Here is a 22,983-nt window from a genome sequence, read left to right on the forward strand (position 1 = left end):
CGATCCCGGCGCGCGGCTACTCGACGTCGATGATCCCGCGACGCAGCGCGATGGTGACCGCGTGCGTGCGGTCGTTCGCGCCGAGCTTGGCGAGGATGCTCTTCATGTGCGCCTTGACCGTTTCCTCGGCGATGCCGAGCTGGACCGCGACGCGCTTGTTGGCGTTGCCCTGGGCGACGCAACGCAGGACTTCGACCTCACGCGCACTCAGCGCGTCGGCCGCCGCGTGTTCGGCGATCTCGCTCGCGATCTCCGGCGGAATGCGGCGCGCGCCGCGATGCACGGCCTGGATGGTGTCGATGAGTTCGCGGCGCAGCAGGTTCTTCAGCAGGTAACCCGACGCGCCGGCCTTGAACGCGCGCAGCGCCTGCACGTCGCCGTGGTACGTCGTCAGCACGACGATGCGCGCGGCGGGAAACTCCGCGCGGATCGCAGCGATCGTGTCGATGCCGTGCATGTTCGGCATCTGCAGGTCCATCAGGGTGACGTCGGGGCGCGTTTCGCGGAAACGTTCGATCGCCTGCGCACCGTCGGTGGCTTCGGCGACCAGCAGCATGTCCGGTTGCTGTTCCAGCACTGCGGCGATGCCTTCGCGCAGCAACGGGTGGTCGTCGACGATCATGACGCGGATGGGCGCGGCGGCATTCGCGTCGTCGCCCGGTCGCGGGTCGGTCACGATTCCCACGGTCATCGCGTGCGCCTCGATCGAGTCGAAACGAACACGCTACACGCATCCGGCGACGCCGGACCAGTGCCTGCAAACGTAGACATGCGTTGGCATCGAACGTGCTTCGCGCCCGGTCCCTCGATAGAGGGACCGGCATGGTCCGCCGATTGGGGTGGGCCTCCGGCGGCATCGGCGCGACGCTGGCGCCCTCCTCCGAGGAGCCGGAAATGTTCGCGACCCAGTCCACCGCGCCCGCCGCCAGGGCACCCTCCCTCTCCCCCAGTGCCCTGGCGCGCGTGCGCGACTACATCGATGCGCACCTGCGCGATGCGATCACGCTCGAAGACCTCGCCGCGGCGGCGTGCATCAGCCGCTTCCACTTCGCGCGGCTGTTCCGCGCGACGACCGGCGCGAGCCCGATGCAATACGTGCGCAACACGCGCGTGGCCGCGGCGAAGGCGATGCTCGTGCAGAACCCGTCGATCTCGGCGGTCGCGGTCGAACTCGGCTTCTTCGACCAGAGCCACTTCACCCGCACGTTCCGCCGCGTCACCGGCGTGTCGCCCGGGCATTGGCGGAGGCGGCCGTGATCCTCGCCGCCGGTACGCCCGCGCCCGACTTCCGCCTGCAGGCGACGCCCGACCAGCAACTGCGCCTGTCGGAACTGCGCGGGCGGCCGGTGATCCTCGCGTTCTATCCCGCCGACTGGAGCCCGGTCTGCGGCGACCAGATGGCGCTGTACAACGAAGTGCTGCCCGCCTTCGCGCAATCGCACGCCACGTTGCTCGGCATTTCCGTCGACAGTGCGTGGTGCCACCAGGCGTTCGCGCTCGATCGCAAGTTGCACTTCAACCTGCTCGCTGATTTCGAGCCGAAGGGCGCGGTGTCGAAAGCCTATGGTGCGTACGACGAGGACACGGGCACGAGCAAGCGCGCGTTGTTCGTGCTCGATGGCGACGGCAGGATCGCATGGAGCTACCTCTCGCCGACGGCGGTCAATCCCGGCGCCGACGGCATCCTCGACGCACTCGATCGCCTCGGAGGCTGATGCGATGTCCACGCTTCGCAAACCCGTCGACGAATACGACCACGCGCAAGGCCCCGCCGATGCGCCGGTGACGCTGGTGGAATACGGCGACTACGAGTGCCCGTACTGCGGCGCGGCGTATCCGATCGTGAAGCAGTTGCAGGAACGCTTCGGCGACCGGATGCGCCTGGTATTCCGCAACTTCCCGCTCGTGCAGGCGCATCCGCATGCGATGGAAGCGGCGTGCACCGCGGAGTTCGCCGGCGAGCACGGGCGCTATTGGGAGATGCACGACGCGTTGTTCGAGCGCCAGGCGCACCTCGGGCGGCCGATGTTCGAGACCCTCGCGACGGAGCTCGGCCTCGATGTCGATGCGCTGCTCGAAACCCTCGACACCGAACGCCTTGCACCGCACGTGCGCGCCGAGTTCAACGGCGGCCTGCGCAGCGGCGTCAACGGCACGCCGACGTTCTTCATCAACGGAACGCGTTTCGACGGCGACTACGCGCACCTCGGAAGCGAACTCGCGGCGCGCATCGAGTCCGCGATGCCGCAAGGCTGAGCGGATCAACGGCGCCGCGTGTTCTTGTCGAGGATCGCGGCGATGATCAGCGTGAACGCGACCAGCCGCGCAAGCACATACCCGAGCTGGTAGTCGCTCGAGCCCGGGCCGAGCCAGGCGAACACGAACCGGTTGAGCCCTTCGATCGCGAACGCCGCGGCGAAGAACAGGAAGAACCGATCGCCGCTCGAGCGCCAGAAGCGCAGGAACAGCAACGCGGCCACCGCGCATCCCATCGAGATCATGCCGAGCAGGAACAGTTGCATGCTCAGGGCTCCTCGAAGATCAGGCCGTACAGCAGCGCGCTGATCGCGGCCAGGCTCAGCCCATGGCGCACAGGCCACAACACGCGGTCGGGCAGGATGAAAAAGTCGACGACCAGCAGCACGTTCGCCAGCGTGAGGAACACGAAGCAGATCGCGCTCCACCACAGCATGCGCGAACGACTGCGGCTCCATGCGATGAACAGCAGCACCGCACACGTCGCGGCGGTCAACGCGCACAACGCATACACGACGAACGGCATCAGGACTCCTTGTCCGTGCTGCGCAGGAGGAATGCGTCGGCGAAGCGGCGCGCCTTCTTCTCGTTCACCGAATGGATCAGCTGCGTGATCTCCACGAGGCGGCGTCCGTACACGGTCGCGAGCTCGTCGACCGCGCGCGCGAGACGCTCCGACTTCGGCAGGTATTGCGCATTCGTCCCCAGGTGCACGGCCAGGCCGCGGGCCTGCAGGTCGTCGACCAGCTGCTCGGCTTGCGGCAGCGAGACGTACAACCGCGCGCCGAGTTGGTCGATCGGCCATGCAGCGCTCGTCGACCGCAACAGCAGCAAGGCCTCCAGGTGCGAAACGCTCGGAATCTTGGCGACGACGAAGCGCCGCAGGTCAGGTGACAACCCCATGGGGGCCGATGATTCAACAAGCGGCCGGATGAGGCAACCCCGCAGGGGCAGGTCATTCGCAGATTCGGGCCTCTTTTCGCAAGTTTGATGCGGGATGTGGTGCGCTGTTCACTTCGACATCAGGCAGATCGGCATGGCCCACCACGCACGATGCCTGCGAGGCCTGCGCGGACAGTTGCGAGCGCATGGCGGCACACCGCTGAGTTCGTCCTCCGGTAGGTAAATCTACGCATCGCGACCAAGTCGATTTTCGGTAGCGACAAGGCACGTTCGACCCGGAGACTCGCGTGACTCCCTCCCTCGGAGTCATCCGCCATGGCGACCGCGAAAGCGAACGCGAAGCCCAACATCCTTGTCATCTGGGGCGACGACATCGGCATGTGGAATGTCGGCGCCTACACCCACGGCATGATGGGCCAAACCCCCAACATCGACAGCATCGCGCGCGACGGCATGCTGTTCACCGATCACTACGGACAACCGAGCTGCACCGCGGGCCGCGCCGCCTTCATCATGGGCCAACTCCCGATCCGCACCGGCATGACCACCGTCGGCATCCCGGGTTCGAAGCGCGGCATCCAGGCGAGCGATCCCACGCTCGCCGAAGTCCTCAAGTCACAGGGCTACGTCACGGCGCAATTCGGCAAGAACCATCTCGGCGACCGCAACGAATTCCTGCCGACGATGCATGGGTTCGACGAATGGTTCGGCAATCTCTACCACCTCAACGCGGAAGAGGAACCGGAAGAACTTGACTACCCGGGCCAGAAGAACCCGAAGTACAAGGACATGTTCGGCCCGCGCGGCGTGATGCATGCCTGGGCGAGCGACAAGGACGACCCGACGGAAGACCCGAAGTTCGGCAAGGTCGGCAAGCAGAAGATCGAAGACACCGGCCCGCTGACACGCAAGCGCATGGAGACCATCGACGGCGAAGTGTTGGGCCATACGCTCGACTGGCTCGACCGCGCGGTCAAGAGCGGCAAGCCGTTCTTCTGCTGGCACAACACAACCGCGTGCCACATCTGGTCGCACCCGCCGAAGAAGTACATCCAGATGGCGGTGGACGAGGGTCGCGCCGAAGAGGACGTGATTCGCGCCAAGATGATCGAGCACGACGAACAGGTCGGCACGTTGCTGAAAAAGCTCAAGGACCTGGGCGTCGACGACAACACGATCGTCATGTACAGCACCGACAACGGCAACGAGCTGATGTACTGGCCCGACGGCGGTTATGCGCCATTCGCCGGCGAGAAAGGCACCACGTGGGAAGGCGGCGTGCGCGTGCCGTGCCTGATGAAGTGGCCAGGCCACATCAAGCCGGGCAGTGTCTCCAACGGCGTGCAGAACCACGAGGACGTGTATGCGACGCTCGCCGCGGCCGCGGGCTTGCCCGACCTCAAGGACAAGCTGCTCAAGGGCTACGAGATGAACGGCACCAAGTACAAGGTGCACCTGGACGGATACAACAACCTCGATCACTGGACCGGCAAATCGGCCAAGTCCGCGCGGCGCGAGATCTTCTACTACGACGAGACCGACCTGATGGCGATCCGCGTCGATGCCTGGAAGATGCACATCGGCGTGAAGATGACCGGCAGCTGGTTCGACCCGAAGGCGTACCCGAGCGTGCCCTACGTGTTCAACCTGCTCATGGATCCGATGGAGAAGATGTCGCCGCACTCGCACGAGTGGGGTTACGTCGGTCGCAAGTTCCTGGCATCGAAGCTCTGGGCACCGACCGCGGCGGGCCCCTTCATCGCCGCGCACCTGAAGAGTCTGCAGGAATTCCCGCCGTCGCAGGGCGCCGATACGCTGAGCCTCAAGAAGGCGCTGGAAGAAGCACAGAAAAAAATGGAATCGCCGCACGGCAGCAGCAACTGACCCACACGCTCCACGCTCACCCACGACGAAGGCGATCGGGAAACCGATCGCCTTCGCGTTTCATGCTTCGCACATTCGACTCAATCGTTCGCCTTCATCTCCGCCATCTTCTGCTCGGCCTGCTTGAGGTCGAACGAGCCCGGCGTCTGCGCCGGCGGGAAGTCGACGAACGTTTCCAGGTACTCCGCCGCCGCGGCCTGCGCGCCGTAGATCCAGAACGCGTTGTGGATGACCCAGTCCCAGTACGTGTTGGACGTCTGGTCGGCGCGTTCGAACGGATCGGTGCGCAGGTTGAACATCTTCGGCATGCGCAGCGGCGTGAACGGTTCCGCCCACACCTGCATCGTGCCGCGGCAACGTTGCTCCATGAAGCAGATCTTCCAGTTCATCCAGCGGATGCCCAGCACGTCGCCGTCGTCGCTGAAGTAGAAGAACCACCTGCGCGGGCCATCCTCTTCCTCGCCGGTCAGGTACGGCAGGAAGTTGTAGCCGTCGATGTGTTGCTTGTACTTGCGTCCGTTGACGGTCGCGCCCTTCTTCAGGCGATCGACGCATGTCGTGTCGCCCGCCGCGGCGAGCAGCGTCGGCATCCAGTCGTGATGCTGGATGATCGTGTTCGACACCACGCCCGCGGGGATGTGGCCCGGCCAGCGGATCATTTCGGGGATGCGGAACGCGCCTTCCCAGTTGGTGTTCTTCTCGCTGCGGAACGGCGTCATGCCGGCGTCCGGCCAACTGTTCATGTGCGGACCGTTGTCGGTCGAATACACCACGATGGTGTCGTCCGCGATGCCGAGATCATCGAGCAGGTCCAGCATCTGCCCGACGTTGCGATCGTGGTCGATCATCGTGTCGTGGTACGCCGACTGGTGATCGCCCGCCTGCCCCAGGCTCTTCGGCTTGGTGTGCGTGATGAAGTGCATGTGCGTGGTGTTGAGCCACACGAAGAACGGCGTGCCCGCCTTGTTGTTGCGCTTGATGAAGTCGCTCGCCGCGGACACGAATTCGTCGTCGCACGTTTCCATGCGCTTGCGCGTCAGGGGCCCGGTGTCTTCGATCTTCTGTTTGCCGACCTTGCCCCAGCGCGGATGCGTGGTCTTGTCGTCCTTGTCCGTCGCGTAGCTGTGGATCACGCCGCGCGGCCCGAACTTCTCGCGATAGCGCGGGTCCTTCGGGTAGCCGTCCATCTCCGGCTCTTCCTCGGCATTGAGGTGATAGAGGTTGCCGAAGAATTCGTCGAAGCCGTGCAGCGTCGGCAGGTGCTTGTTGAGATCGCCCAGGTGGTTCTTGCCGAATTGCCCCGTCGCGTAGCCCTGGTCCTTCATCAGCGACGCGATGGTGATGATCGACTCCATCATGCCCTGCGCCGCGCCCGGGATGCCGACCTTCGACAAACCGGTGCGATGCACGCTCTGGCCGGTGATGAACGACGAACGGCCCGCGGTGCAGCTCTGTTCGCCGTACGAGTCGGTGAACATCATGCCCTCGTGGGCGATCCGATCGATGTTGGGCGTGTGGTAGCCCATCAGGCCGTGCGTGTAACAGCTGAGGTTCGCGATGCCGATGTCGTCGCCCCAGATCACGAGGATGTTCGGTTTCCTCGCGCCGCTCCGGCCGGCGGATTTTTTCGCGGGGGATGCGGCTTTTTTCTTCTTCGAAGCGGTGGCCATGCGGGGCACTCCCTGACTGGGGGAGTGTCATCTTCTGGACAGCGGCTACGATCAGCCAGCGAATCTCTACTGGCCGATGCGTCGGTATTTCTACTGGACCGCCACATCGCGCACGTTACATTGCCGGTTTCTTCAACTCGAAGGGGAGTCACGAATGCAGAGCCGGGCCTGGGGCGCACACGCTGGCGACAAGCCACTCGAACCGCTCGACATCGTGCGGCGCGAGCCCGGACCACGCGACGTGCAGGTGGAAATCCGCTATTGCGGCGTGTGCCACTCCGACCTGCACACGGTGCGCTCCGAATGGGGCGGCACGCTGTATCCGTGCGTGCCGGGCCACGAGATCGTCGGCGAGGTCACCGCGGTCGGCGCGCAGGTCACGCGCTTCGCCGTCGGCGAGAACGTGGGCATCGGTTGCCTCGTCGGCAGCTGCCGCGAATGCGCCTCGTGCAAGCAAGGCCTCGAACAATATTGCGAGCAGGGCTTCATCGGCACCTACAACGGGCCGACCGCCGATCCGCCGGGCCACACGCTCGGCGGTTACTCGCAACGCATCGTCGTGGATGAATCCTTCATCCTGAAGATCCATCACCCGAAGGAACAGCTGGCCGCCGTCGCGCCGCTGCTTTGCGCGGGCATCACGACGTATTCACCCCTTCGTCACTGGAAAGCCGGCCCCGGCAAGAAGGTCGGCATCGTCGGCATCGGCGGTCTGGGACACATGGGCATCAAGCTCGCCGACGCCATGGGCGCGCACGTGGTCGCATTCACGACGTCGGAGAGCAAGCGCCAGGACGCGCACAAGCTCGGCGCTGACGAGGTGGTGATCTCGCGTGACGAAAATGCGATGGACGCGCACGCGGGAACCTTCGACTTCATCCTCGATACCGTCGCGGCGAGCCACGATCTGAACGCCTTCACGAAACTCCTCAAACGCGACGGTACGCTGTGCCTGGTGGGTGTTCCCGAGCACCCGCACCCGAGCCCCAATATCGCGGTGCTGATCTTCGGGCGGAAATCGATCGCCGGTTCGCTCATCGGCGGGATTCCCGAAACACAGGAGATGCTCGACTTCTGCGCGAAACACGGCATCGTCTCGGACATCGAGATGATCCCGATCCAGCAGATCGACGCGGCCTACGACCGGATGCTGAAAAGCGACGTGAAGTACCGGTTCGTCATCGACAGCACGTCGCTCGCCGGCACCGGCTGACCGCATTTCGCGGCCGCCGACGTTGGCCTTTAGGAACCTGCGGGGGGATCCGAGACCACATGGAAGGGAAGCCTGTACAACTGATGTGGACCGGTGGTTGGGATTCGACATTCCAACTGTTGCGGCTGTTGCTCGTGCACGGCTGCCCGGTCGAACCCGTCTACCTGATCGACGAAAAGCGCGGGTCGCTCGCAGTCGAACTCAAGACCATGGATCGCCTTCGCGAACTGCTCGCGGAGCGCTATCCCCACACGCGCACGATGCTGCGGCCGACGCTCTTCACGAAGATCACCGACCTGCTGCCCGATACCGAAATCGAACATGCCTACCAACGGGTGGTGCGCATCCATCCGATCGGCACGCAGTACGGCTGGATGGCGCGCTTCTGCCGCCAGCGCGGTTTCAGCAACCTGGAGATCGGCGCGGAGTACACCTACCACGGCGCGGGCGCGCTGCTGACCGACCTCTTCGTCGAAGCGACGTCGTGGTCGGGCTACACGACCTACGTGCTGCCCGAGACCGAAGACCCCGACCTGCGCCTGCTGTTCGGCCACTACAACTTCCCGCTCGCGCGGACCACGAAGTTCCAGATGCGCCGCGAAGCGGAGTTGCGGAACTGGATGCCGCTGATGACGGAGACGTGGTTCTGCCACTCGCCGGTCAACATGAAGCCGTGCGGCACGTGCAATCCCTGCCAGAGCGCGATCACCGAAGGCTTCGGCTGGCGCATCCCGCGCAGCCGCCGCATGGTGGCCGGGCTGCATCGCGCGACCGTCGGTCCCGTCAAGAAGACCGCCAAGCGCATCGTGCAGAAGTTCCGCGGCACCTACCTCACGCCGCCGTCGGCCACGCAGTCCTGATCGCGCGGCCCTGGTCGGGCAGCGCTAGTTGACCATCTTCACCAGGAACCGCTCCTGCAGTTCCTGCTGGTCGACGTTGCCGTCCTTGTTTGCGTCGAGCCACTCGAAGCGCATCGAGGTCGCGCGGGTGAGCTCGGCTTCGTTGAGCACGTCGTTGGCGTCGCGATCGGCGACGCGCACGCGGTCGAGGACCTCGGCGTCCGTCAGGCCGGCGGGGAGTAGCGGCTTGAGCTCGGCGGGCGTGATCGACTGGTCGCCGTCCGTGTCGAGCGCCGCGAACACGACCTCGGCATCGGTCTCGTAACGGCTCAGCACGCCGTCGTGGTTCACATCCAGGCGGTTGAAGCGCTCGGAAGCGCTCTGCGCGATGTCGGGCAGCGCGAGGCAGGGAGCGCTGGCGAGGATCAGGGCAGCGGCGACGAGCAGGCGATGCGCGGACATGGCGGGACTCCGGCGTGGCGGGCAATGGCCGCTAGGGGATGCCTTCCCGCGCGCGCGCGCAATTGGCCGTTGGGCCAAGCGGCCGGGCCCTCAACGGGAGAACAGGACGGGAAGTTCGAGTTGTTCGAGCAGGTCGCGCGTCGCGCCGCCGAGCACCCATTCGCGCAGGCGCGAATGTCCGTAGCCGCCGACGACCAGCAGGTCCGCGCCGGTGGCCGCGGCATGCAGCAACAACGTCGTGGCCACGCTCTTGCCCGCGGCGGGCATCGCGGTCTTCGTCACCGCCAGGCCGCGATGGGCCAGGTGCGCGGCGACGTCAGCACCGCGCTCGGGATCGTTGTCGCCCTCGTCGACCACCACGACGTCGACCGCCATGACGTCCGCCTGCGTCGCCGCGAATTGCGCGAGCGCGTCGTGCACGGCGCGCGCGCACTCCTTCGTCGGCTTCCATCCGAGCAGGACGCGTCGAATCGGCTTGGGCTCGAATCCGCGACGCGGCAACACCAGCACCGGCCGCCCGGATTCGAACAGCGTCGCGCTGAAGTAGTCGTGCCAGTTCGATGCATCCACGCCGTGCGGTTGCCCGACGATCGCCAGGTCCGCGCAACGCGCTTCCTGCGCGAACGTGAGCGACGGATCGGAGAACCGAGCGCGACCCACGCGGATGTCCCACGCGGCGTCGACGTCGCGCAAGCGTTGTCGCAGCCCATCGGCGCGTGCATGCGCTTCGCGTTCGATGGTGCCGTAGAGTTCGGCAATCATGGTGTCGGCGGCCAGGCCCCACGGCGACGCCATCGGCGTCGGGATGGCCGCGGGCACGTAGAGCGTGAGGCGCGCATCGTGCGCGCCCGCGAATGCGAGGGCCTTGTCGATCACCGCATCTTCGTCGGACGCAGTCGGCACGGGAACGAGGAATTCCTTCGGCATGGCGTGGACCTCCGTTCGAGAGTCCTACGTTGCGCCCGCGCGCCCGCGGGTGCATTGATCTGGATCAAACGTATAGTGAGGGCGCCCCACGACGGATGGCATGACGATGCATTGGTCCCCGCACGATCTGCTGCGAAAACTGCCAGGCCCCGCGACCGCACGGTGGCCGGAGGGCGAGCGCTTCACGCGTGCATTCGCACGCGGCGGCGTGTCGGTGGAGTTGTACGCGCCCGTCGGCACCGATCCGCAAACGCCGCACGACGAAGACGAGCTCTACTGCATCGTGCAGGGCAGCGGCGTGTTGTCGATCGACGGCGTCGAGCATCCCTTCGCACCTGGCGACCTGTTTTTCGTGGCCGCACGCGTCGAGCATCGCTTCACGCGTTTCAGCGAAGGCTTCATGGCCTGGGCGATCTTCTGGCCCGCCGACGGAGACGCGCCATGATCGTCCGCATGTGGCATGGCCGGACGCACGCGCGCGACGCCGATGCGTACTTCGCGTTCCTCGAGGAGCGCGCGATCCCGGACTATCGGCGCATCCCCGGCAACGCGGGCGTGTGGCTGTTGCGGCGCATCGAAGGCGACGTCGCGCACTTCATCACGATGACGCACTGGACTTCGCGCGAGGCCATTGCAGCGTTCGCGGGCGACGACATCGAAGTCGCGAAGTACTACCCGGAAGACCGGGACTTCCTGCTCGAATTCGAACCCAACGTCGTGCACTACGAACTCGGCGCGAGCGCCGTCGACTGAAGGCGCGTCAGCCTTTCCCCAGCACGATGTCCCAACCGTAGGCCGACTCGCCGAGCGCCTGCGCGATCGTGGCCTGCTTCTGCCTGCCGAGCGCGCCGAAGATGACGTCGCCTTCGTTGAGCGGCTCGCCGGGGAAATACATCTGCGTGACGAGATGCCGTCCCTTCGCTTCGACATCGAAATGGATGTGCGGCGGACGCACCCCGTCGGGGTTCGCCGGGTTGATTGGATACGCGCCGGGCTTGATGGTGGTGAAGGTGTAGCGCCCTTCCGCATCGGTGGTCAGCCGCGCGTAGCCCTGGAAGTTCGGATCGAGCGGCGCGGTGTTGACGTCGCGCGGATGCGCGTAGCGTCCGTGTGCGTTGGCCTGCCAGACCTCGATCGTCGCGCCGGGAACCGGTTTGCCGTCGCGATCGAGCAAGCGTCCACTGACCTGGATCACCTGCCCGCTCGCGCGCGCCGTCGCGCCCTTGAGCATCGTGAGGTCGCCGTCGGTTTCGAGCGGCACGGGATCGGGATAGAACGGCCCGCTCGTCTGCGCCGGCGTCGGCGACAGGCTCGCGAGCGCCGCCCGCCACGGCGCGGCCAGCACCACGGCGCCCATCGCCGCGGCGCGTTGCAGGATCCTGCGGCGTGAGGCTTCGTCGACGCGCTTCATGGGCGATCCCCTTGCGAATGGATGAGCATCGAGAGGGCCAACGCATCCGCATTGGGCGAACGGCCACTTGTCGGACCGTCCGCATGGCATTAGGTTTGCCGCACGCACAACGGAGGGATCCTCCGATGAAGCGACTCATCCTTGCCGCGACGCTCGCGCTCGCGGCGTGCGCCAGCAGCGCACCGGTCGTGCATACCGAACAGGCGCCGGGCGTCGACTTCAGCCGGTTCCGCACCTACACCTGGGTCGAAGAACCGCAGACGCAATCGCCGATCGTGCGCGACAAGCTCGTCCGTGCGATCGACGCCGAACTCGCGGCGAAGGGCTGGCAACGCGTCGCCGAAGGCGATGTCGCGCTGCTCGGCGGCTGGGGCACGCGCGAAGACGTCAACTACGACAACGTGTCCTTCGGCTTCGGCCTCGGCAACTGGGGCGGCAGCAGCGGCGGCGCCATCGGAACGAGCACCGGCACGTCGCGGCCGCGCGTCAACGTCATGGGCCAGTTGACGCTCGACATGTACGACGCGAAGACGAAGCAGGCGATCTGGCGCGGCACGGCGTCGGGCGAAGTCCCGGACACGCCGGCAGGGATCGACGCCGCGATCGCCCGTTACATCCCGCAGATGTTCGCGAAGTTCCCACCGCCCTAGCGCCGCGACGGGAAGCCATCACTCCGGCAGGTTGAGCTGCCAGGAGATGCCGTAGCGGTCGTTCACCCACGCGAACAGGCGGCTGAAGCCGTAGTTCGCAAGCGGCATCAGCGCCTGTCCGTCGACGATCAGCGCGTCGTGCAATGTCGTGAGTTCGCCCTCGTTGTCGCAATCGACGAACAGCGACATTGACGGCGTGAAGTCGAAGGCGTGCGGCGCGCTGCTGTCGATCGCCATGAAACGCCGCCCCTTCAGCGTGAACGCCGCGACGCGCACGTGGTCGGCGGGATCCGGACGATCGGGACCGTTGAGCTCGATGGACTCGATCTTCGAATCCGGAAACAAGCCGACGTAGAACTCGATCGCTTCCTTCGCGCGGCCCGCGTTGTCGCCGGAGAACATGAAGAAGGTCGAGAGCTCTTTCATGGCATTGCACCTTCGAGCGACAACAGGAAGCGCTTGGTCGGCAAGCCTCCACCGAACCCCGTCAACGTACCGTCGGCGCCGATCACTCGATGGCACGGCACGACGATGGGAATCGGGTTGCGGCCATTCGCGGCGCCGACCGCGCGCACGGCGTTCGGCTTGCCGATGACGCTCGCGATGTCCGCGTAACTGCGCGTCTGGCCGAAGGGAATCCCGGACAGCGCACGCCACACGGATTGCTGGAACGCCGTGCCTTCCGGTGCGAGCGGGAGGTCGAAGTCGCGGCGTCCGCCGGCGAAGTACGCATCGAGTTGCGACGCGACCTCATCGAGCAGCGGATGATGCTCCGCTTCCCAGCGCGCATCGCGGCGCACGGGATGACGCGAGGCCTGGAACTCGATCGCGTGCACGCCCGCATCGGACACCGCGAGCAGCAGCGGCCCGACCGGGCTCTCGTGAAAGCGATGGAAGATGCGTTGCGTGTTCATGCGGCCGCCCTCGCCTGCGCGTTCGAGGCTTCGTGCCAGAGGTGGATCACCGCATAGGCACGCCACGGCCGCCACGCTTCCGCGCGTTCGCGCAACGCGCGTGCGGTGAGTCGCGTGCCGTCGTTCGGCAGCGTCTTCTGCAACACGAGATCTTCCGCGGGGAAGGCATCCGGATGCGACAGCGCGCGCATCGCGATGTAGTGCGCGGTCCAGGGCCCGATGCCCGGCAATGCGGTCCAGCGTTCGACGAAGTCGTCGAGCGTGCGTTCGGGTGCGAAGTCGACCGCGCCGTCGAGCAGCGCGCGCGCCACCGTGCGAATGGTGCCGGCGCGTGCGCGCGTGAGGCCGGCGCTTTCGAGGTCGGCCTCGGCCAGCGCATCGGGAGTCGGAAACAAATGCAGCAACCCCTCGGCCACGGGCGCCGCGAGCGACGTGCCGTAACGTTGTGCCACGCGCGTGGCGACCGTGCGCGCCGCCGCCACGCTCACTTGTTGCCCGATGATCGCGCGCACCGCGATCTCGAATCCGTCCCAACCGCTGGGCAATCGCAATCCGGGTCTGCGCGCGAGCGATGCGCGCATGCGCCGGTCGGTCGACAATGCGGCCGCGATCGCCTGCGGATCGGCGTCGAGATCGAACATGCGCCGCACGCGCTGCACCACCGCCTGCAACTGCAGCGGCGCGATGCCGTGCAGTTCGAGCCGCAATGCTGCTTCGTCGCCCGGCCACGCGGACACGCGCAGCCAACCGGGCGCACCGCCCGCGATCATCGGCGCGACGACACGCTGGTAACTCGCCGCATCCACCACTTCGACGCCGGGCATCGCGCGCCCACGCAGGAACGCGAGCATCGCCTGCACGTCGTACGGCGGCCGATAGCCCAGGCGCAGCACGAGCGTTTCCCCGCGCGGTGCGATCGGTCGCTTGCGCAACTCGCGCGGCGCCATGCGGTACGCCTCGCGGAACGTCGTGTTGAAACGCCGCAAGCTGCCGAAGCCCGCCGCCATCGCGACGTCGGTGATCGACAGGTCGGTTTCGGTGAGCAACTGCTTCGCGAACAACAAGCGGCGCGTGCCGTGCACGCCGACCGGCGATGCGCCGAGACGTTCGACGAACAACCGCCGCAATTGGCGTTCGCCGAGGTTCACGCGCGCGGCCAGCGCTTCGACCGAGGCGTCGGTGAGCGCGCCCTCGTGGATGAGCTTGATCGCGCGTTCCACTGCCGCATCGCCACGACGCCATGCGCCGTCGCCCGGCGACAACTCGGGCCGGCAGCGCAGGCACGGTCGGAAGCCCGCCGCTTCGGCGGCCGCGGCATTGGGGTAATAGGTGACGTTCCGTGGCTTCGGCGTCGGCGCCGGGCACACGGGGCGGCAATAGATGCGCGTGCTGGTGACCGCGGTGAAGAACAACCCGTCGAAGCGCACGTCGCGGCTCAGGCGCGCGCGTTCGCAGACCTGTTGCGGTGGCAGTGCATCGTGGTGGATGACGGTCGACATGGACGCAGGCTAGCACCGGGCGCCCGGGCGGACACGCCGTTTTCGGACATCGACATCCCGAGCGGGCCCTACCCCTGCGGAACCTCTGACATATCGGGCAACCGATGCGCCACGCCCTTGTGGCAATCGATGCAGGTCCGGCTGCCGCTTCCCAACCACTGCCGATGGATCCGCGCGGCGCGCGACCCCTGCCGCGTGAGATCCATCGAATCGTAGTCGTGGCAATTGCGACATTCGAGCGAATCGTTGGCCTTCAACCGCGTCCACTCGTGCGTCGCGAGGATCAATCGCTGGTCGAGGAATTTCTCGCGCGTGTTGATGGTGCCGAAAATCTTGCCCCACACTTCCTTCGACGCCTGCATCTTGCGCGCGATCTTGTCCGTCCACTCGTGCGGCACGTGGCAGTCGGGGCACGTTGCGCGCACACCGGAGCGGTTCGTGTAATGGATCGTCGTCTTCAATTCCTGGAAGACGTTGTCGTGCATCTCGTGGCAACCGGTGCAGAAAGCTTCGGTGTTGGTCGCCTCCAGCGCGGTGTTGAAGCCGCCCCAGAACAGGATGCCGGCGAGGAAGCCTGCCGCGACGAGGAAGCCGAGGCTGTAATGCCGGCTCGGCGAGCGCAGCGTGCGCAGGTAAGGCGCGAGCCACGCCTGGAAGCGGCGCCGCATCAGTGCGCTTCCCCGGGCGGATTCGCTTCGGCGGCGGCCGCGGCGAGCAACGCATCGATGTCCTTGAAATCGTTGCCCACGAGCAGGCGCGCATCGGTCTGCACCACGTGGCACTGGTTGCAGAAGTAACGCCGCGGCGAGATCGCCGCGAGGAACTGATCGTCGCGGTCCATGTAATGGGTGACGCTCACGGGCGGGGCCTGGAACTGTTCGGCGTTCGCGCGCGCGTGGCAGAGCATGCAGCGGTTGCTGTTCTTGTCGACCTGGTAGTTTTCGATCGAATGCGGGATCGTCGGCGGTTGCATCGGGTAGGCGCGCTGGCGCTTGAGGTCGACGTTCTCCACGCGCGCCATCGGTGGCGGCGTCGCTTCCTGGTCGACGGGAATGCCGCGACGGATGGGATCGATCTGCCCGGCGGCGGGCGCTGCATCGACGACCGCGGCGCGAGCGGTCGCGCGCGGCGCCGGCGCTTCGCGTTCACCGCGGTGCCCGACCCACCAGCCGATGAAGAAGACCAGCGCCATCGCCGCCACCGCGATGAGGCCCGCCATCCACCACGTACGCCCTGTGAGCATCGCCTCCCTCCTACACCGCAACCACTTTCACCGCGCACTTCTTGTAATCGGTCTGCTTCGAGATCGGGTCGGTGGCGTCGAGCGTCACCTTGTTGATCAGCTGCCCCGCATCGAACCACGGCACGAAGATCACGCCCTGCGGCATCCGGTTGCGTCCGCGCGTCTCCACGCGCGAGCGCATTTCGCCGCGTCGCGACACCACGCGCACCGCGTCGCCGCGCTTGAGGCCGCGCGCGCGCGCATCGTCGGGATTCATGAACACCACCGCGGCCGGCACCGCGCGGAACAACTCGGGCACGCGCATCGTCATCGAACCCGAGTGCCAGTGCTCGAGCACGCGCCCGGTCACCAGCCACATGTCGAAATCCTGGTCCGGCGATTCCGGCGGCGGTTCGTACGGCAACGCCCAGATCACCGCACGACCGTCCTTGTTGCCATAGAACCTGAAGCCCGCACCCTTCGGCACGAACGGATCGGAGCCTTCGCGATAGCGCCAGAGCGTTTCCTTGCCGTCGACGACGGGCCAGCGCAAGCCGCGCACCTGGTGATACGTATCGAACGGTGCGAGGTCGTGCCCGTGGCCGCGACCGAATGTCGCGTATTCCTCGAACAACCCCTTCTGTACGTAGAACCCGAACGCGGCCGACTCGTCGTTCGCGAAGCCCTTCGCGATGTCGGTCACCGGATAGCGGTCCACCTGCCCGTTGCGATACAGCACGTCGAACAGCGTCTTGCCCTTGAACGACGGATTCGCCGCGAGGAAATCGGGCGCCCACACTTCGTCCGTGGTGAAGCGCTTGGAGAACTCCATCAGTTGCCACAGGTCGGACCGCGCTTCGCCCGGCGCCTTCACGAGCTGGTGCCAGAATTGCGTGCGCCGTTCCGCGTTGCCGTACGCGCCTTCCTTCTCGACCCACATCGCGGCGGGCAGGATCAGGTCGGCGGCCTGCGCGGTGACGGTCGGATACGCATCGGACACGACGATGAAGTTGCGCGGGTTGCGATAGCCGGGCCACGTCTCTTCGTAGAGATTCGCCGCGGCCTGCATGTTGTTGTTGACCTGCACCCAGTACGCATTGAGCTTGCCGTCGCGCAACGCGCGGTTCTGCGCGACGGCATCGAGACCGGGCTTGCCGTTGATCGTGCCGGGCGGCACCTTCCAGATCTCTTCGGTGTGCTGGCGATGTTCCGGGTTGTTCACGACCATGTCGGCCGGCAGTCGATGGCTGAACGTGCCGACCTCGCGCGCGGTGCCGCACGCGGAGGGTTGCCCGGTGAGCGAGAACGGCGAGTTGCCCGGCGTGGAAATCTTCCCCGTCAGCAGGTGGATGTTGTAGACCATGTTGTTGGCCCACACACCGCGCGTGTGCTGGTTGAAGCCCATCGTCCAGAACGACATCACCTTGATCTTCGGATCGGCGTAGAGATCCGCGAGGCGCTGCAGCCAGCCACGTTCGACGCCGGTCATCTCGACCGCCTTGTCCAGTGTGTACGGCGCGACGAATTCCGCGAACTTTTCGAAGTCGATCGGCGTGCCGCCGCCCGGGTCGTTCGCGTTCTTCGCACGCACCTGCAGCGGATGTTCGGGGCGCAGGCCGTAGCCGATGTCGTCGTTGCCGCGCTTGAACGTCGCGTGCCGCGACACGAAGTCGCGATTGACGTTGCCGCTGCGGATGATGTGGTTGGCGATGTAGTTGAGGATGACCAGGTCGGTCTGCGGCTTGAACACGATCGGGATGTCGGCGAGTTCGAAACTGCGATGCTCGAACGTCGACAACACCGCGACCTGCACGTGCGGGTTCGACAGGCGGCGATCGGTCACCCGCGTCCACAGGATCGGGTGCATCTCGGCCATGTTCGAGCCCCACAGCACGAACGCATCCGCCGCTTCCATGTCGTCGTACACGCCCATCGGCTCGTCCATGCCGAAGGTGCGCATGAAGCCCGCCGCGGCCGACGCCATGCAATGGCGCGCATTCGGATCGATGTGGTTGCTGCGAAAGCCCGCCTTCATCAGTTTTGCGGCGGCGTAGCCCTCCCAGATCGTCCACTGGCCCGAGCCGAACATGCCGATGCCGTCGGGCCCCTTCTCCTTCAGCACGCGCTTGAACTGCGCGGCCATCACGTCGAAGGCTTCGTCCCAGCTTACCTGCGTGAACTCGCCGTCCTTCGCGTACTGGCCGTTCTTCTTGCGCAGCAGGGGCGTGGTAAGGCGGTCGCTGCCGTACAGGATCTTCGAGAGGAAGTAACCCTTGATGCAGTTGATGCCGCGATTGACCTCGGCATGCACGTCGCCGTGCGTCGCGACCACGCGGCCGTTCTTCACCGCCACGTTGACGCCGCACCCGGTGCCGCAGAAGCGGCATGGCGCCTTGTTCCATTCGAGCTTGGTGAGATCGCCCTCGGTGACGACCTGCGCGTCGCCCGGCAGCGTCATGCCGGCCGCGGCGGCCGCGGTCGCGATCGCGCTGTTGCGGATGAACTCGCGGCGCGTCAGCAGATGCGGACCCGATTCGGCGTGGTGGTGCACCAGCAGCACGTTGAGCACGCCGGGCACGGCGCGCATGTGTTCGATGCGATCGAGCACCGCGCCGGCCTCGTCGCTTTCGCACACCACGATGCTGCGGGTCGAATCCGTGCGCGCGAGCTGGAGGTCATCGCTCGCCGCGATCGCTTCCGTGAGCGGGCCGATCGCATCGGGCCGGTGCTGCACCACCAGGCTGGTGAGATGCATGGCGTCAGCCTCCCGTCGGCGGGCCGGCGAACATCTGCCAGACCCACACCGCGAAGCCGTAACCGGCGACGATCATCACCGTCGCCAGCGGAAACACCACGGCCGTGAGCAGGAGGAACGCGATGCGCTCCCTGGATTTCGCGACTGCATCGTCTTCCGGCACCATCCCGCGCGCCTCCGAAAGCCCACCCCCGCGGCCCCGACTCTACTCCTCGCCCGGCTCCCACACCATGTAGACATCCGCGCGCACGTACTTCGAGCCGGGACGCGGCGCGGGCCGATGGCGGAAGCCGACGCTTTCATATAACTGAAGCGCGGGACCGAGCTTGCTGCTCGACTCCAGGAACAGTTCGCGGCCGCCGATCGCACGGAACTCCTCCAGCGCCGCCTGCATCAGCAGACGCCCGATGCCGCGGCCGTGCTGCGCGGGCTCCACCGCCATCTTCGTGAGTTCGTACACACCCGCGTCTTCACGCTTGAGCGCGACGGTGCCCACCACGTGATCGTGCTCGTCGACGGCCATCAGCACGCGGCCGCCGTGGTCGAGGATGTGGGTCTGCGGGTCGGAGAGCACTTCGCGGTCGATCGGCTCGACCTTGAAGTAGCGCTCGAGCCAATCGATGTTGAGGCGCGCGAAGTCCTGGCTCCAGCGCGGCTCGAATGCACGGATGTCGATGGAACCGATGTCGATGGAACGCCTGTCGATCATCCACGCATTGTCCTACATCGCGATCCCCGACGGTGTGCGCACCGCCTGCGGCAGGCCGATCTCGCCGAGCACTTCGCGCAGGTCCAGCTCGACCTGCTCGCACATGTGGCTGATCGGCACGTCGTTCGTGCCGCCCTCGAAGGGATTCTCGGTTGCTTCGTTCACCTGGTCGAGCGAGGTGTACATCCACGAAATCAGCAGGCTGAGCGGAATCGCGAGCCACACCATCCTGCCGCTCGCCCACCCCGCCACCATCTCGTTGAGCCGTTCGAACTCGCTGATCATCCCGAACGGCAGCAGGATGCACAGGATCCAGACGAACGTGGAATGGATAAAGGCGAGCTGGCGCGGATACGGGAAGTCCTTGATGCGCTCGGTCTTGCATTGCTGGTCCTGGAACTCGCGCATCGCACGCTGCACTTCGGCGAACGCGACCGGGCTGAGCGCGCCCGCATCGAGCAGCCGCTTGGCATCCGCGCTCTGCAGCGCCAACGCCTGGTAGGCCTTGTTGCGCGATTCCAGCACCTGCGCGGCTTCGTCGGGCGCGAGGTAGCGCAGGAGTTCCGAGTTCAGCGTCTGCTCGCGCTCGGGGATCTTGTAGCGATTGCGCCACTCGACGTTGTACGCCTTGTCCGTCGACTCCCACGGCTTGCGCTTGCGCATCTCGTGCCGCAGCGTCGCCAGCCACGCGAGGTGGCGGTTGACGAACACCTTCGCCACCATGCGGTCGGGAATGAGATCGCGGCACGCGATGCCGAACGCGCGGCTCGTGCTCGCGATCGTCACCCACAGCACCTGCGCGTCCTGCATGCGGTTGTACGCCTGCAGGTTCTTGAAGCCTGCCGACAACGCGACCGTCGTACCGAGCAGGAACACGATCGCGAACGGGATGGTCAGGAATTTGAGTCCGACCACTTCGTAGAGGACCACCGGCACGATGCTCAGGACCAGCAACAGGTAGATGTTGCGCCGGGTCCACAGCAGGAATTCCGGCAAGGTGTAGTTGCGGTCGATCAACATGGTCGAGTCCTCGGATCAGTGCAGCAGCGCGGTCACGCGCGCGGGGACGGGCCTGGTGCGCTCGAACCCGAACGCGGTGTACACCCAGAGGAAACCGAAGAAGCCGAAATACACGGCCACCAGCACGCGCCCGAGAAGGGTTTCGATCGCCGTCGGCAGCACGCCCGCGCCGATCGCGCCCAAGCCCACGAACGCAGCCGCGAACAGCATCAGCGCGACCTTGAAGCCGAGCCCGCGATAGCGGATCGAGCGCACCTTGCCGCGATCCAGCCACGGCAGCAGGAACAGCACGCCGATCGCCGCGAACATCGTGAGCACGCCGAGCAGCTTGTGCGGGATCACCCGCAACATCGCGTAGTACGGGGTGAAGTACCACACCGGCTTGATGTGCTCCGGCGTCACGAGCTTGTTGGCCTCGGTGAAGTTGTCGTGTTCCAGGAACCAGCCGCCGAAGGTCGGCGCGAAGAAGATCACGAACGCGGCGAGCGTCACGAACACGCCGGTGCTCAGCACGTCTTCCACCGTGTAGTACGGGTGGAACGGGATGCCGTCGAGCGGCTTGCCGTCGGGCGCGGGCGAGTCGAAGATCTCGACGCCGTCGGGGTTGTTCGACCCCACTTCGTGCAGCGCGAGGATGTGCAGCGTGACCAGCAGCAACAGCACGAGCGGCAATGCGATCACGTGCAGCGCGAAGAAGCGGTTGAGCGTCGCGTCGCCCGGCAGGTAATCGCCCATGATCCATTCGGTCAGGCCGTTGCCGATGACCGGGATCGCGCCGAACAGCGAAATGATCACCTTCGCGCCCCAGAACGACATCTGGCCCCACGGCAACACGTAACCGACGAAGGCCTCCGCCATCAGCACGAGGTAGACCAGCATGCCGAGGATCCACACCAGTTCGCGCGGCCGCTTGTACGACCCGTACAGCAAGCCGCGGAACATGTGCAGGTACACCACGACGAAGAACAGCGACGCGCCAGTGGAGTGCATGTAGCGGATCAGCCAGCCCCACTCCACGTCGCGCATGATGTATTCGACCGACGAGAATGCCTCGGCCGCCGAAGGCTTGAAGTGCATCGTCAGGAAGATGCCGGTCAGCAACTGGTTGACCAGCACGACGCCCGCGAGGGCGCCGAAGAGGTACCAGACGTTGAAGTTCTTCGGCGAGTAATACCCGGTCGTGTGCGCCGAAAGGAACGACAACACCGGGATGCGATCCTCGACCCAAGCGAGCACGCGGTTCTTCGGATTCACCTTCTCGTACTTCAGGGCCACGGGGCACCTCTCACTCTGGCGCCAGCGCAACGACGTGGGCGATGCCCTGGCGGAACATCTTGGCGTAGGGGCAGTAGCGCTCCGCGTGGCGCACCAGCTCGGCGGCCACCGTGCGATCCACGCCCGGCAAGTGCGCGCGCAATTCGGCCGACAGCAGGAACAAGCCGTCCACCGGATCGCGTGCGAACGTCACCGCCGCCTCGACGCGCGCATCGTGCAGTTCGATGCCGTGGCGCGCGGCGAGCAGGCTCATGACGCCGTGGAAACACGCGGCGTAACTGGCCGCGAACAGTTGCTCGGGATTGCTGCCGCCACCCGGCCCGCCCAGGTGTTCGGGCAGGCGCAGGTCGGCGCGCAGCGCACCGTCGTCGGAACACACCACGCCCGAGGCGCGTCCATGCGCAGCCTCGCCACCGGTGACGAGCACGCGTCCGGTGTACAACGCTTCCGCCTCGTCGCCGACGAACTTGTCCAGCGTGCCGAGCGGCAGGGGCTTGAGGGTGGTCATGCGTTCGCCGACGTGTCTTTGCCGTAACCCGATTGCGCGAACCAGCGCTGGAAGTCGATCGAGCCCTTCCACGCATCGCCCAGCGGCACGAGCGCATCGCGATCGAGCGGCATGCCGAAGTACGGCGCCTGCGCATCGGAGACCACTTCGCGCGTGTCGTGCACCGCATCCATGAAGCGCTTGCCGACGTCGGCGATCGACACGCGATCCGGGCCGGCGATTTCGACGACGCCGTTGACCGGCGGCGCCAGTGCATTGCGCGAGACCGCGTCGGCGACGTCGTCGGCGGCGATCAGCTGCACGAGCGCGGACGACAGGCGCACGGTGTCGCCGTCGGTGCCCGACTCGATGATCCCCGGCAGGAAATCGAAGAACTGCGTGGAGTGGATGATCGTGTACGGCACGCCGGATTCGCGAATCAGGCGCTCCTGCTCCGCCTTCGCGATGAAGTAGTCGTTGATGCCGGGACGGTCGGTGCCGACGATCGACAGCGCGACGTGCTGCTTCACGCCCGCCTTCTTTTCGGCCGCGAGGATGTGCTCGCCCGCCGCGCGGAAGAACTTCAGCGCCGCGTCGCCCGTGTACGGCGGCGGCGAGTTCGCGAGATCGACGACGACGGAAGCGCCCGCCATCGCGGCGTCGAGCCCTTCGCCCGTCAGGATGTTCACGCCCGTATCGGGCGAAGCGGCGAGCACTTCGTTGCCCGCGTCGCGCAGGCGCTGCACGACCTTGCTGCCGATGCGGCCGGTGCCGCCGATGACCAGGATCTTCATTGTCTTCCCTCCGGTGAATAAGCCCAGGGTCCGATGCTAGGAACCGGCGCTGCGTGCGAGTAGCCCTGGGCGCGGACGCAGCGTGTTGCCTTT

General features: G+C 66.2%; 29 protein-coding genes. 9 read left to right on the top strand and 20 right to left on the bottom strand.

From position 1 onward, the window contains the following. Positions 1–16 precede the first annotated feature (16 nt). Positions 17–622, bottom strand: a complete 606-nt coding sequence (locus tag LK996_RS11545; protein ID WP_230527567.1) for a response regulator — start codon at positions 620–622, stop codon at positions 17–19. 200 nt (positions 623–822) lie between these two features. On the opposite strand from LK996_RS11545, the gene LK996_RS11550 reads away from it, so the two are divergent. Genes LK996_RS11550 through LK996_RS11560 form a run of 3 tightly spaced genes read left to right on the top strand, consistent with a single transcriptional unit; the run spans position 823 to position 2,256 of the window. Continuing rightward, on the top strand, positions 823–1,257 hold the full coding sequence (locus LK996_RS11550; protein ID WP_230527393.1) for a helix-turn-helix domain-containing protein: 435 nt from the start codon (positions 823–825) through the stop codon (positions 1,255–1,257). Continuing rightward, on the top strand, positions 1,254–1,715 hold the full coding sequence (locus LK996_RS11555) for a redoxin domain-containing protein (RefSeq protein WP_230527395.1): 462 nt from the start codon (positions 1,254–1,256) through the stop codon (positions 1,713–1,715). The genes LK996_RS11550 and LK996_RS11555 overlap by 4 nt, the downstream gene beginning before the upstream one ends. A gap of 4 nt (positions 1,716–1,719) precedes the next feature. Beyond that, positions 1,720–2,256: a DsbA family protein gene (locus LK996_RS11560; RefSeq protein ID WP_230527397.1), complete on the top strand. Its 537-nt coding sequence runs from the start codon at positions 1,720–1,722 to the stop codon at positions 2,254–2,256. Between the two features lie 5 nt (positions 2,257–2,261). On the opposite strand, the gene LK996_RS11565 is transcribed toward LK996_RS11560, so the two are convergent. From LK996_RS11565 to LK996_RS11575, 3 genes are read right to left on the bottom strand one after another with little or no spacing between them, the layout of a single operon-like run. Continuing rightward, entirely contained in the window at positions 2,262–2,522 is a 261-nt protein-coding gene (locus LK996_RS11565; RefSeq protein ID WP_230527399.1) for a DUF5985 family protein, read from the bottom strand. A 2-nt stretch (positions 2,523–2,524) separates the two neighbouring features. After that, positions 2,525–2,782, bottom strand: coding sequence for a DUF5985 family protein (locus tag LK996_RS11570; RefSeq protein WP_230527400.1), 258 nt, complete (start codon positions 2,780–2,782; stop codon positions 2,525–2,527). Further along, entirely contained in the window at positions 2,782–3,159 is a 378-nt protein-coding gene (locus LK996_RS11575) for a hypothetical protein (protein ID WP_230527401.1), read from the bottom strand. The genes LK996_RS11570 and LK996_RS11575 overlap by 1 nt, the downstream gene beginning before the upstream one ends. A gap of 315 nt (positions 3,160–3,474) precedes the next feature. Here LK996_RS11575 and LK996_RS11580 point away from each other — a divergent pair, with 315 nt between their 5' ends. Further along, positions 3,475–5,043 carry an arylsulfatase gene (locus tag LK996_RS11580; protein ID WP_230527402.1) on the top strand — a complete coding sequence of 523 codons (1,569 nt, stop codon included), beginning with the start codon at positions 3,475–3,477 and terminating at the stop codon, positions 5,041–5,043. Between the two features lie 80 nt (positions 5,044–5,123). On the opposite strand, the gene LK996_RS11585 is transcribed toward LK996_RS11580, so the two are convergent. Continuing rightward, positions 5,124–6,713 (bottom strand): arylsulfatase, encoded by a 1,590-nt coding sequence (locus LK996_RS11585; RefSeq protein WP_230527403.1) that lies wholly within the window; start codon positions 6,711–6,713, stop codon positions 5,124–5,126. A gap of 154 nt (positions 6,714–6,867) precedes the next feature. On the opposite strand from LK996_RS11585, the gene LK996_RS11590 reads away from it, so the two are divergent. Continuing rightward, positions 6,868–7,926, top strand: coding sequence for an NAD(P)-dependent alcohol dehydrogenase (locus LK996_RS11590; protein WP_230527405.1), 1,059 nt, complete (start codon positions 6,868–6,870; stop codon positions 7,924–7,926). A gap of 59 nt (positions 7,927–7,985) precedes the next feature. After that, entirely contained in the window at positions 7,986–8,786 is an 801-nt protein-coding gene (locus LK996_RS11595) for a hypothetical protein (protein ID WP_230527407.1), read from the top strand. Positions 8,787–8,810: 24 nt separating this feature from the next. Here the strand turns inward: LK996_RS11595 and LK996_RS11600 are convergent, their stop codons facing one another. Beyond that, on the bottom strand, positions 8,811–9,227 hold the full coding sequence (locus LK996_RS11600; RefSeq protein ID WP_230527409.1) for an EF-hand domain-containing protein: 417 nt from the start codon (positions 9,225–9,227) through the stop codon (positions 8,811–8,813). 90 nt (positions 9,228–9,317) lie between these two features. Further along, positions 9,318–10,154 (bottom strand): universal stress protein, encoded by an 837-nt coding sequence (locus tag LK996_RS11605; protein ID WP_230527412.1) that lies wholly within the window; start codon positions 10,152–10,154, stop codon positions 9,318–9,320. 106 nt (positions 10,155–10,260) lie between these two features. Between LK996_RS11605 and LK996_RS11610 the strand changes: the two genes are divergently transcribed. Then, positions 10,261–10,599: a cupin domain-containing protein gene (locus tag LK996_RS11610; protein WP_230527414.1), complete on the top strand. Its 339-nt coding sequence runs from the start codon at positions 10,261–10,263 to the stop codon at positions 10,597–10,599. Then, positions 10,596–10,907 (top strand): antibiotic biosynthesis monooxygenase family protein, encoded by a 312-nt coding sequence (locus LK996_RS11615; protein WP_230527415.1) that lies wholly within the window; start codon positions 10,596–10,598, stop codon positions 10,905–10,907. The genes LK996_RS11610 and LK996_RS11615 overlap by 4 nt, the downstream gene beginning before the upstream one ends. Positions 10,908–10,914: 7 nt before the next feature. Here LK996_RS11615 and LK996_RS11620 read toward each other — a convergent pair whose 3' ends face one another. After that, the gene (locus LK996_RS11620; RefSeq protein ID WP_230527417.1) at positions 10,915–11,565 is read right to left on the bottom strand and encodes a dioxygenase family protein; all 651 of its coding nucleotides are present in this window, start codon (positions 11,563–11,565) and stop codon (positions 10,915–10,917) included. A gap of 125 nt (positions 11,566–11,690) precedes the next feature. On the opposite strand from LK996_RS11620, the gene LK996_RS11625 reads away from it, so the two are divergent. Beyond that, positions 11,691–12,215 (top strand): DUF4136 domain-containing protein, encoded by a 525-nt coding sequence (locus tag LK996_RS11625; protein ID WP_230527418.1) that lies wholly within the window; start codon positions 11,691–11,693, stop codon positions 12,213–12,215. 18 nt (positions 12,216–12,233) lie between these two features. Here the strand turns inward: LK996_RS11625 and LK996_RS11630 are convergent, their stop codons facing one another. The 12 genes from LK996_RS11630 to LK996_RS11685 form a co-directional block, all read right to left on the bottom strand. Further along, positions 12,234–12,641 carry a VOC family protein gene (locus LK996_RS11630; protein WP_230527419.1) on the bottom strand — a complete coding sequence of 136 codons (408 nt, stop codon included), beginning with the start codon at positions 12,639–12,641 and terminating at the stop codon, positions 12,234–12,236. Continuing rightward, positions 12,638–13,129: a methylated-DNA--[protein]-cysteine S-methyltransferase gene (locus LK996_RS11635; RefSeq protein WP_230527420.1), complete on the bottom strand. Its 492-nt coding sequence runs from the start codon at positions 13,127–13,129 to the stop codon at positions 12,638–12,640. Before LK996_RS11635 ends, LK996_RS11630 begins: the two co-directional genes overlap by 4 nt. Continuing rightward, on the bottom strand, positions 13,126–14,628 hold the full coding sequence (locus LK996_RS11640) for a DNA-3-methyladenine glycosylase 2 family protein (protein WP_230527421.1): 1,503 nt from the start codon (positions 14,626–14,628) through the stop codon (positions 13,126–13,128). Before LK996_RS11640 ends, LK996_RS11635 begins: the two co-directional genes overlap by 4 nt. A 68-nt stretch (positions 14,629–14,696) precedes the next feature. After that, a complete protein-coding gene (locus LK996_RS11645) occupies positions 14,697–15,296 on the bottom strand; it encodes a NapC/NirT family cytochrome c (RefSeq protein ID WP_230527422.1) in 600 nt (199 codons plus the stop codon). After that, the gene (locus LK996_RS11650; RefSeq protein ID WP_230527424.1) at positions 15,296–15,871 is read right to left on the bottom strand and encodes a nitrate reductase cytochrome c-type subunit; all 576 of its coding nucleotides are present in this window, start codon (positions 15,869–15,871) and stop codon (positions 15,296–15,298) included. The genes LK996_RS11645 and LK996_RS11650 overlap by 1 nt, the downstream gene beginning before the upstream one ends. 10 nt (positions 15,872–15,881) lie before the next feature. Beyond that, positions 15,882–18,605 (bottom strand): periplasmic nitrate reductase subunit alpha, encoded by a 2,724-nt coding sequence (gene napA / locus LK996_RS11655; protein WP_230527430.1) that lies wholly within the window; start codon positions 18,603–18,605, stop codon positions 15,882–15,884. A 4-nt stretch (positions 18,606–18,609) separates the two neighbouring features. Beyond that, positions 18,610–18,771 (bottom strand): periplasmic nitrate reductase, NapE protein, encoded by a 162-nt coding sequence (gene napE / locus LK996_RS11660; protein WP_230527432.1) that lies wholly within the window; start codon positions 18,769–18,771, stop codon positions 18,610–18,612. A 39-nt stretch (positions 18,772–18,810) separates the two neighbouring features. Beyond that, entirely contained in the window at positions 18,811–19,314 is a 504-nt protein-coding gene (locus LK996_RS11665) for a GNAT family N-acetyltransferase (protein WP_230527434.1), read from the bottom strand. 12 nt (positions 19,315–19,326) lie between these two features. Next, entirely contained in the window at positions 19,327–20,334 is a 1,008-nt protein-coding gene (locus tag LK996_RS11670) for a bestrophin family protein (protein WP_230527436.1), read from the bottom strand. Positions 20,335–20,349: 15 nt separating this feature from the next. Then, entirely contained in the window at positions 20,350–21,603 is a 1,254-nt protein-coding gene (locus tag LK996_RS11675; protein ID WP_425493767.1) for a cytochrome b, read from the bottom strand. A 16-nt stretch (positions 21,604–21,619) separates the two neighbouring features. Beyond that, a complete protein-coding gene (locus tag LK996_RS11680) occupies positions 21,620–22,117 on the bottom strand; it encodes an Ohr family peroxiredoxin (RefSeq protein ID WP_230527438.1) in 498 nt (165 codons plus the stop codon). Continuing rightward, on the bottom strand, positions 22,114–22,890 hold the full coding sequence (locus LK996_RS11685) for an SDR family oxidoreductase (protein WP_230527440.1): 777 nt from the start codon (positions 22,888–22,890) through the stop codon (positions 22,114–22,116). Before LK996_RS11685 ends, LK996_RS11680 begins: the two co-directional genes overlap by 4 nt. Positions 22,891–22,983: the final 93 nt, after the last annotated feature.

Source organism: Noviluteimonas lactosilytica (assembly GCF_020866925.1).
Classification (GTDB): domain Bacteria; phylum Pseudomonadota; class Gammaproteobacteria; order Xanthomonadales; family Xanthomonadaceae; genus Noviluteimonas; species Noviluteimonas lactosilytica.

What these genes read in the sequence shown, in the direction of transcription:
- LK996_RS11685 (WP_230527440.1), bottom strand. Translation starts at nt 22,890, where the DNA reads ATGAAGATCCTGGTCATCGGCGGCACCGGCCGCATCGGCAGCAAGGTC.
- napE (WP_230527432.1), bottom strand. Translation starts at nt 18,771, where the DNA reads ATGGTGCCGGAAGACGATGCAGTCGCGAAATCCAGGGAGCGCATCGCG.
- LK996_RS11635 (WP_230527420.1), bottom strand. Translation starts at nt 13,129, where the DNA reads ATGAACACGCAACGCATCTTCCATCGCTTTCACGAGAGCCCGGTCGGG.
- LK996_RS11565 (WP_230527399.1), bottom strand. Translation starts at nt 2,522, where the DNA reads ATGCAACTGTTCCTGCTCGGCATGATCTCGATGGGATGCGCGGTGGCC.
- LK996_RS11580 (WP_230527402.1), top strand. Translation starts at nt 3,475, where the DNA reads ATGGCGACCGCGAAAGCGAACGCGAAGCCCAACATCCTTGTCATCTGG.
- LK996_RS11590 (WP_230527405.1), top strand. Translation starts at nt 6,868, where the DNA reads ATGCAGAGCCGGGCCTGGGGCGCACACGCTGGCGACAAGCCACTCGAA.
- LK996_RS11615 (WP_230527415.1), top strand. Translation starts at nt 10,596, where the DNA reads ATGATCGTCCGCATGTGGCATGGCCGGACGCACGCGCGCGACGCCGAT.
- LK996_RS11670 (WP_230527436.1), bottom strand. Translation starts at nt 20,334, where the DNA reads ATGTTGATCGACCGCAACTACACCTTGCCGGAATTCCTGCTGTGGACC.
- LK996_RS11630 (WP_230527419.1), bottom strand. Translation starts at nt 12,641, where the DNA reads ATGAAAGAGCTCTCGACCTTCTTCATGTTCTCCGGCGACAACGCGGGC.
- LK996_RS11680 (WP_230527438.1), bottom strand. Translation starts at nt 22,117, where the DNA reads ATGACCACCCTCAAGCCCCTGCCGCTCGGCACGCTGGACAAGTTCGTC.
- LK996_RS11645 (WP_230527422.1), bottom strand. Translation starts at nt 15,296, where the DNA reads ATGCGGCGCCGCTTCCAGGCGTGGCTCGCGCCTTACCTGCGCACGCTG.
- LK996_RS11575 (WP_230527401.1), bottom strand. Translation starts at nt 3,159, where the DNA reads ATGGGGTTGTCACCTGACCTGCGGCGCTTCGTCGTCGCCAAGATTCCG.
- LK996_RS11620 (WP_230527417.1), bottom strand. Translation starts at nt 11,565, where the DNA reads ATGAAGCGCGTCGACGAAGCCTCACGCCGCAGGATCCTGCAACGCGCC.
- LK996_RS11570 (WP_230527400.1), bottom strand. Translation starts at nt 2,782, where the DNA reads ATGCCGTTCGTCGTGTATGCGTTGTGCGCGTTGACCGCCGCGACGTGT.
- LK996_RS11650 (WP_230527424.1), bottom strand. Translation starts at nt 15,871, where the DNA reads ATGCTCACAGGGCGTACGTGGTGGATGGCGGGCCTCATCGCGGTGGCG.
- napA (WP_230527430.1), bottom strand. Translation starts at nt 18,605, where the DNA reads ATGCATCTCACCAGCCTGGTGGTGCAGCACCGGCCCGATGCGATCGGC.
- LK996_RS11585 (WP_230527403.1), bottom strand. Translation starts at nt 6,713, where the DNA reads ATGGCCACCGCTTCGAAGAAGAAAAAAGCCGCATCCCCCGCGAAAAAA.
- LK996_RS11625 (WP_230527418.1), top strand. Translation starts at nt 11,691, where the DNA reads ATGAAGCGACTCATCCTTGCCGCGACGCTCGCGCTCGCGGCGTGCGCC.
- LK996_RS11640 (WP_230527421.1), bottom strand. Translation starts at nt 14,628, where the DNA reads ATGTCGACCGTCATCCACCACGATGCACTGCCACCGCAACAGGTCTGC.
- LK996_RS11610 (WP_230527414.1), top strand. Translation starts at nt 10,261, where the DNA reads ATGCATTGGTCCCCGCACGATCTGCTGCGAAAACTGCCAGGCCCCGCG.
- LK996_RS11595 (WP_230527407.1), top strand. Translation starts at nt 7,986, where the DNA reads ATGGAAGGGAAGCCTGTACAACTGATGTGGACCGGTGGTTGGGATTCG.
- LK996_RS11550 (WP_230527393.1), top strand. Translation starts at nt 823, where the DNA reads ATGGTCCGCCGATTGGGGTGGGCCTCCGGCGGCATCGGCGCGACGCTG.
- LK996_RS11600 (WP_230527409.1), bottom strand. Translation starts at nt 9,227, where the DNA reads ATGTCCGCGCATCGCCTGCTCGTCGCCGCTGCCCTGATCCTCGCCAGC.
- LK996_RS11560 (WP_230527397.1), top strand. Translation starts at nt 1,720, where the DNA reads ATGTCCACGCTTCGCAAACCCGTCGACGAATACGACCACGCGCAAGGC.
- LK996_RS11605 (WP_230527412.1), bottom strand. Translation starts at nt 10,154, where the DNA reads ATGCCGAAGGAATTCCTCGTTCCCGTGCCGACTGCGTCCGACGAAGAT.
- LK996_RS11545 (WP_230527567.1), bottom strand. Translation starts at nt 622, where the DNA reads ATGATCGTCGACGACCACCCGTTGCTGCGCGAAGGCATCGCCGCAGTG.
- LK996_RS11665 (WP_230527434.1), bottom strand. Translation starts at nt 19,314, where the DNA reads ATGATCGACAGGCGTTCCATCGACATCGGTTCCATCGACATCCGTGCA.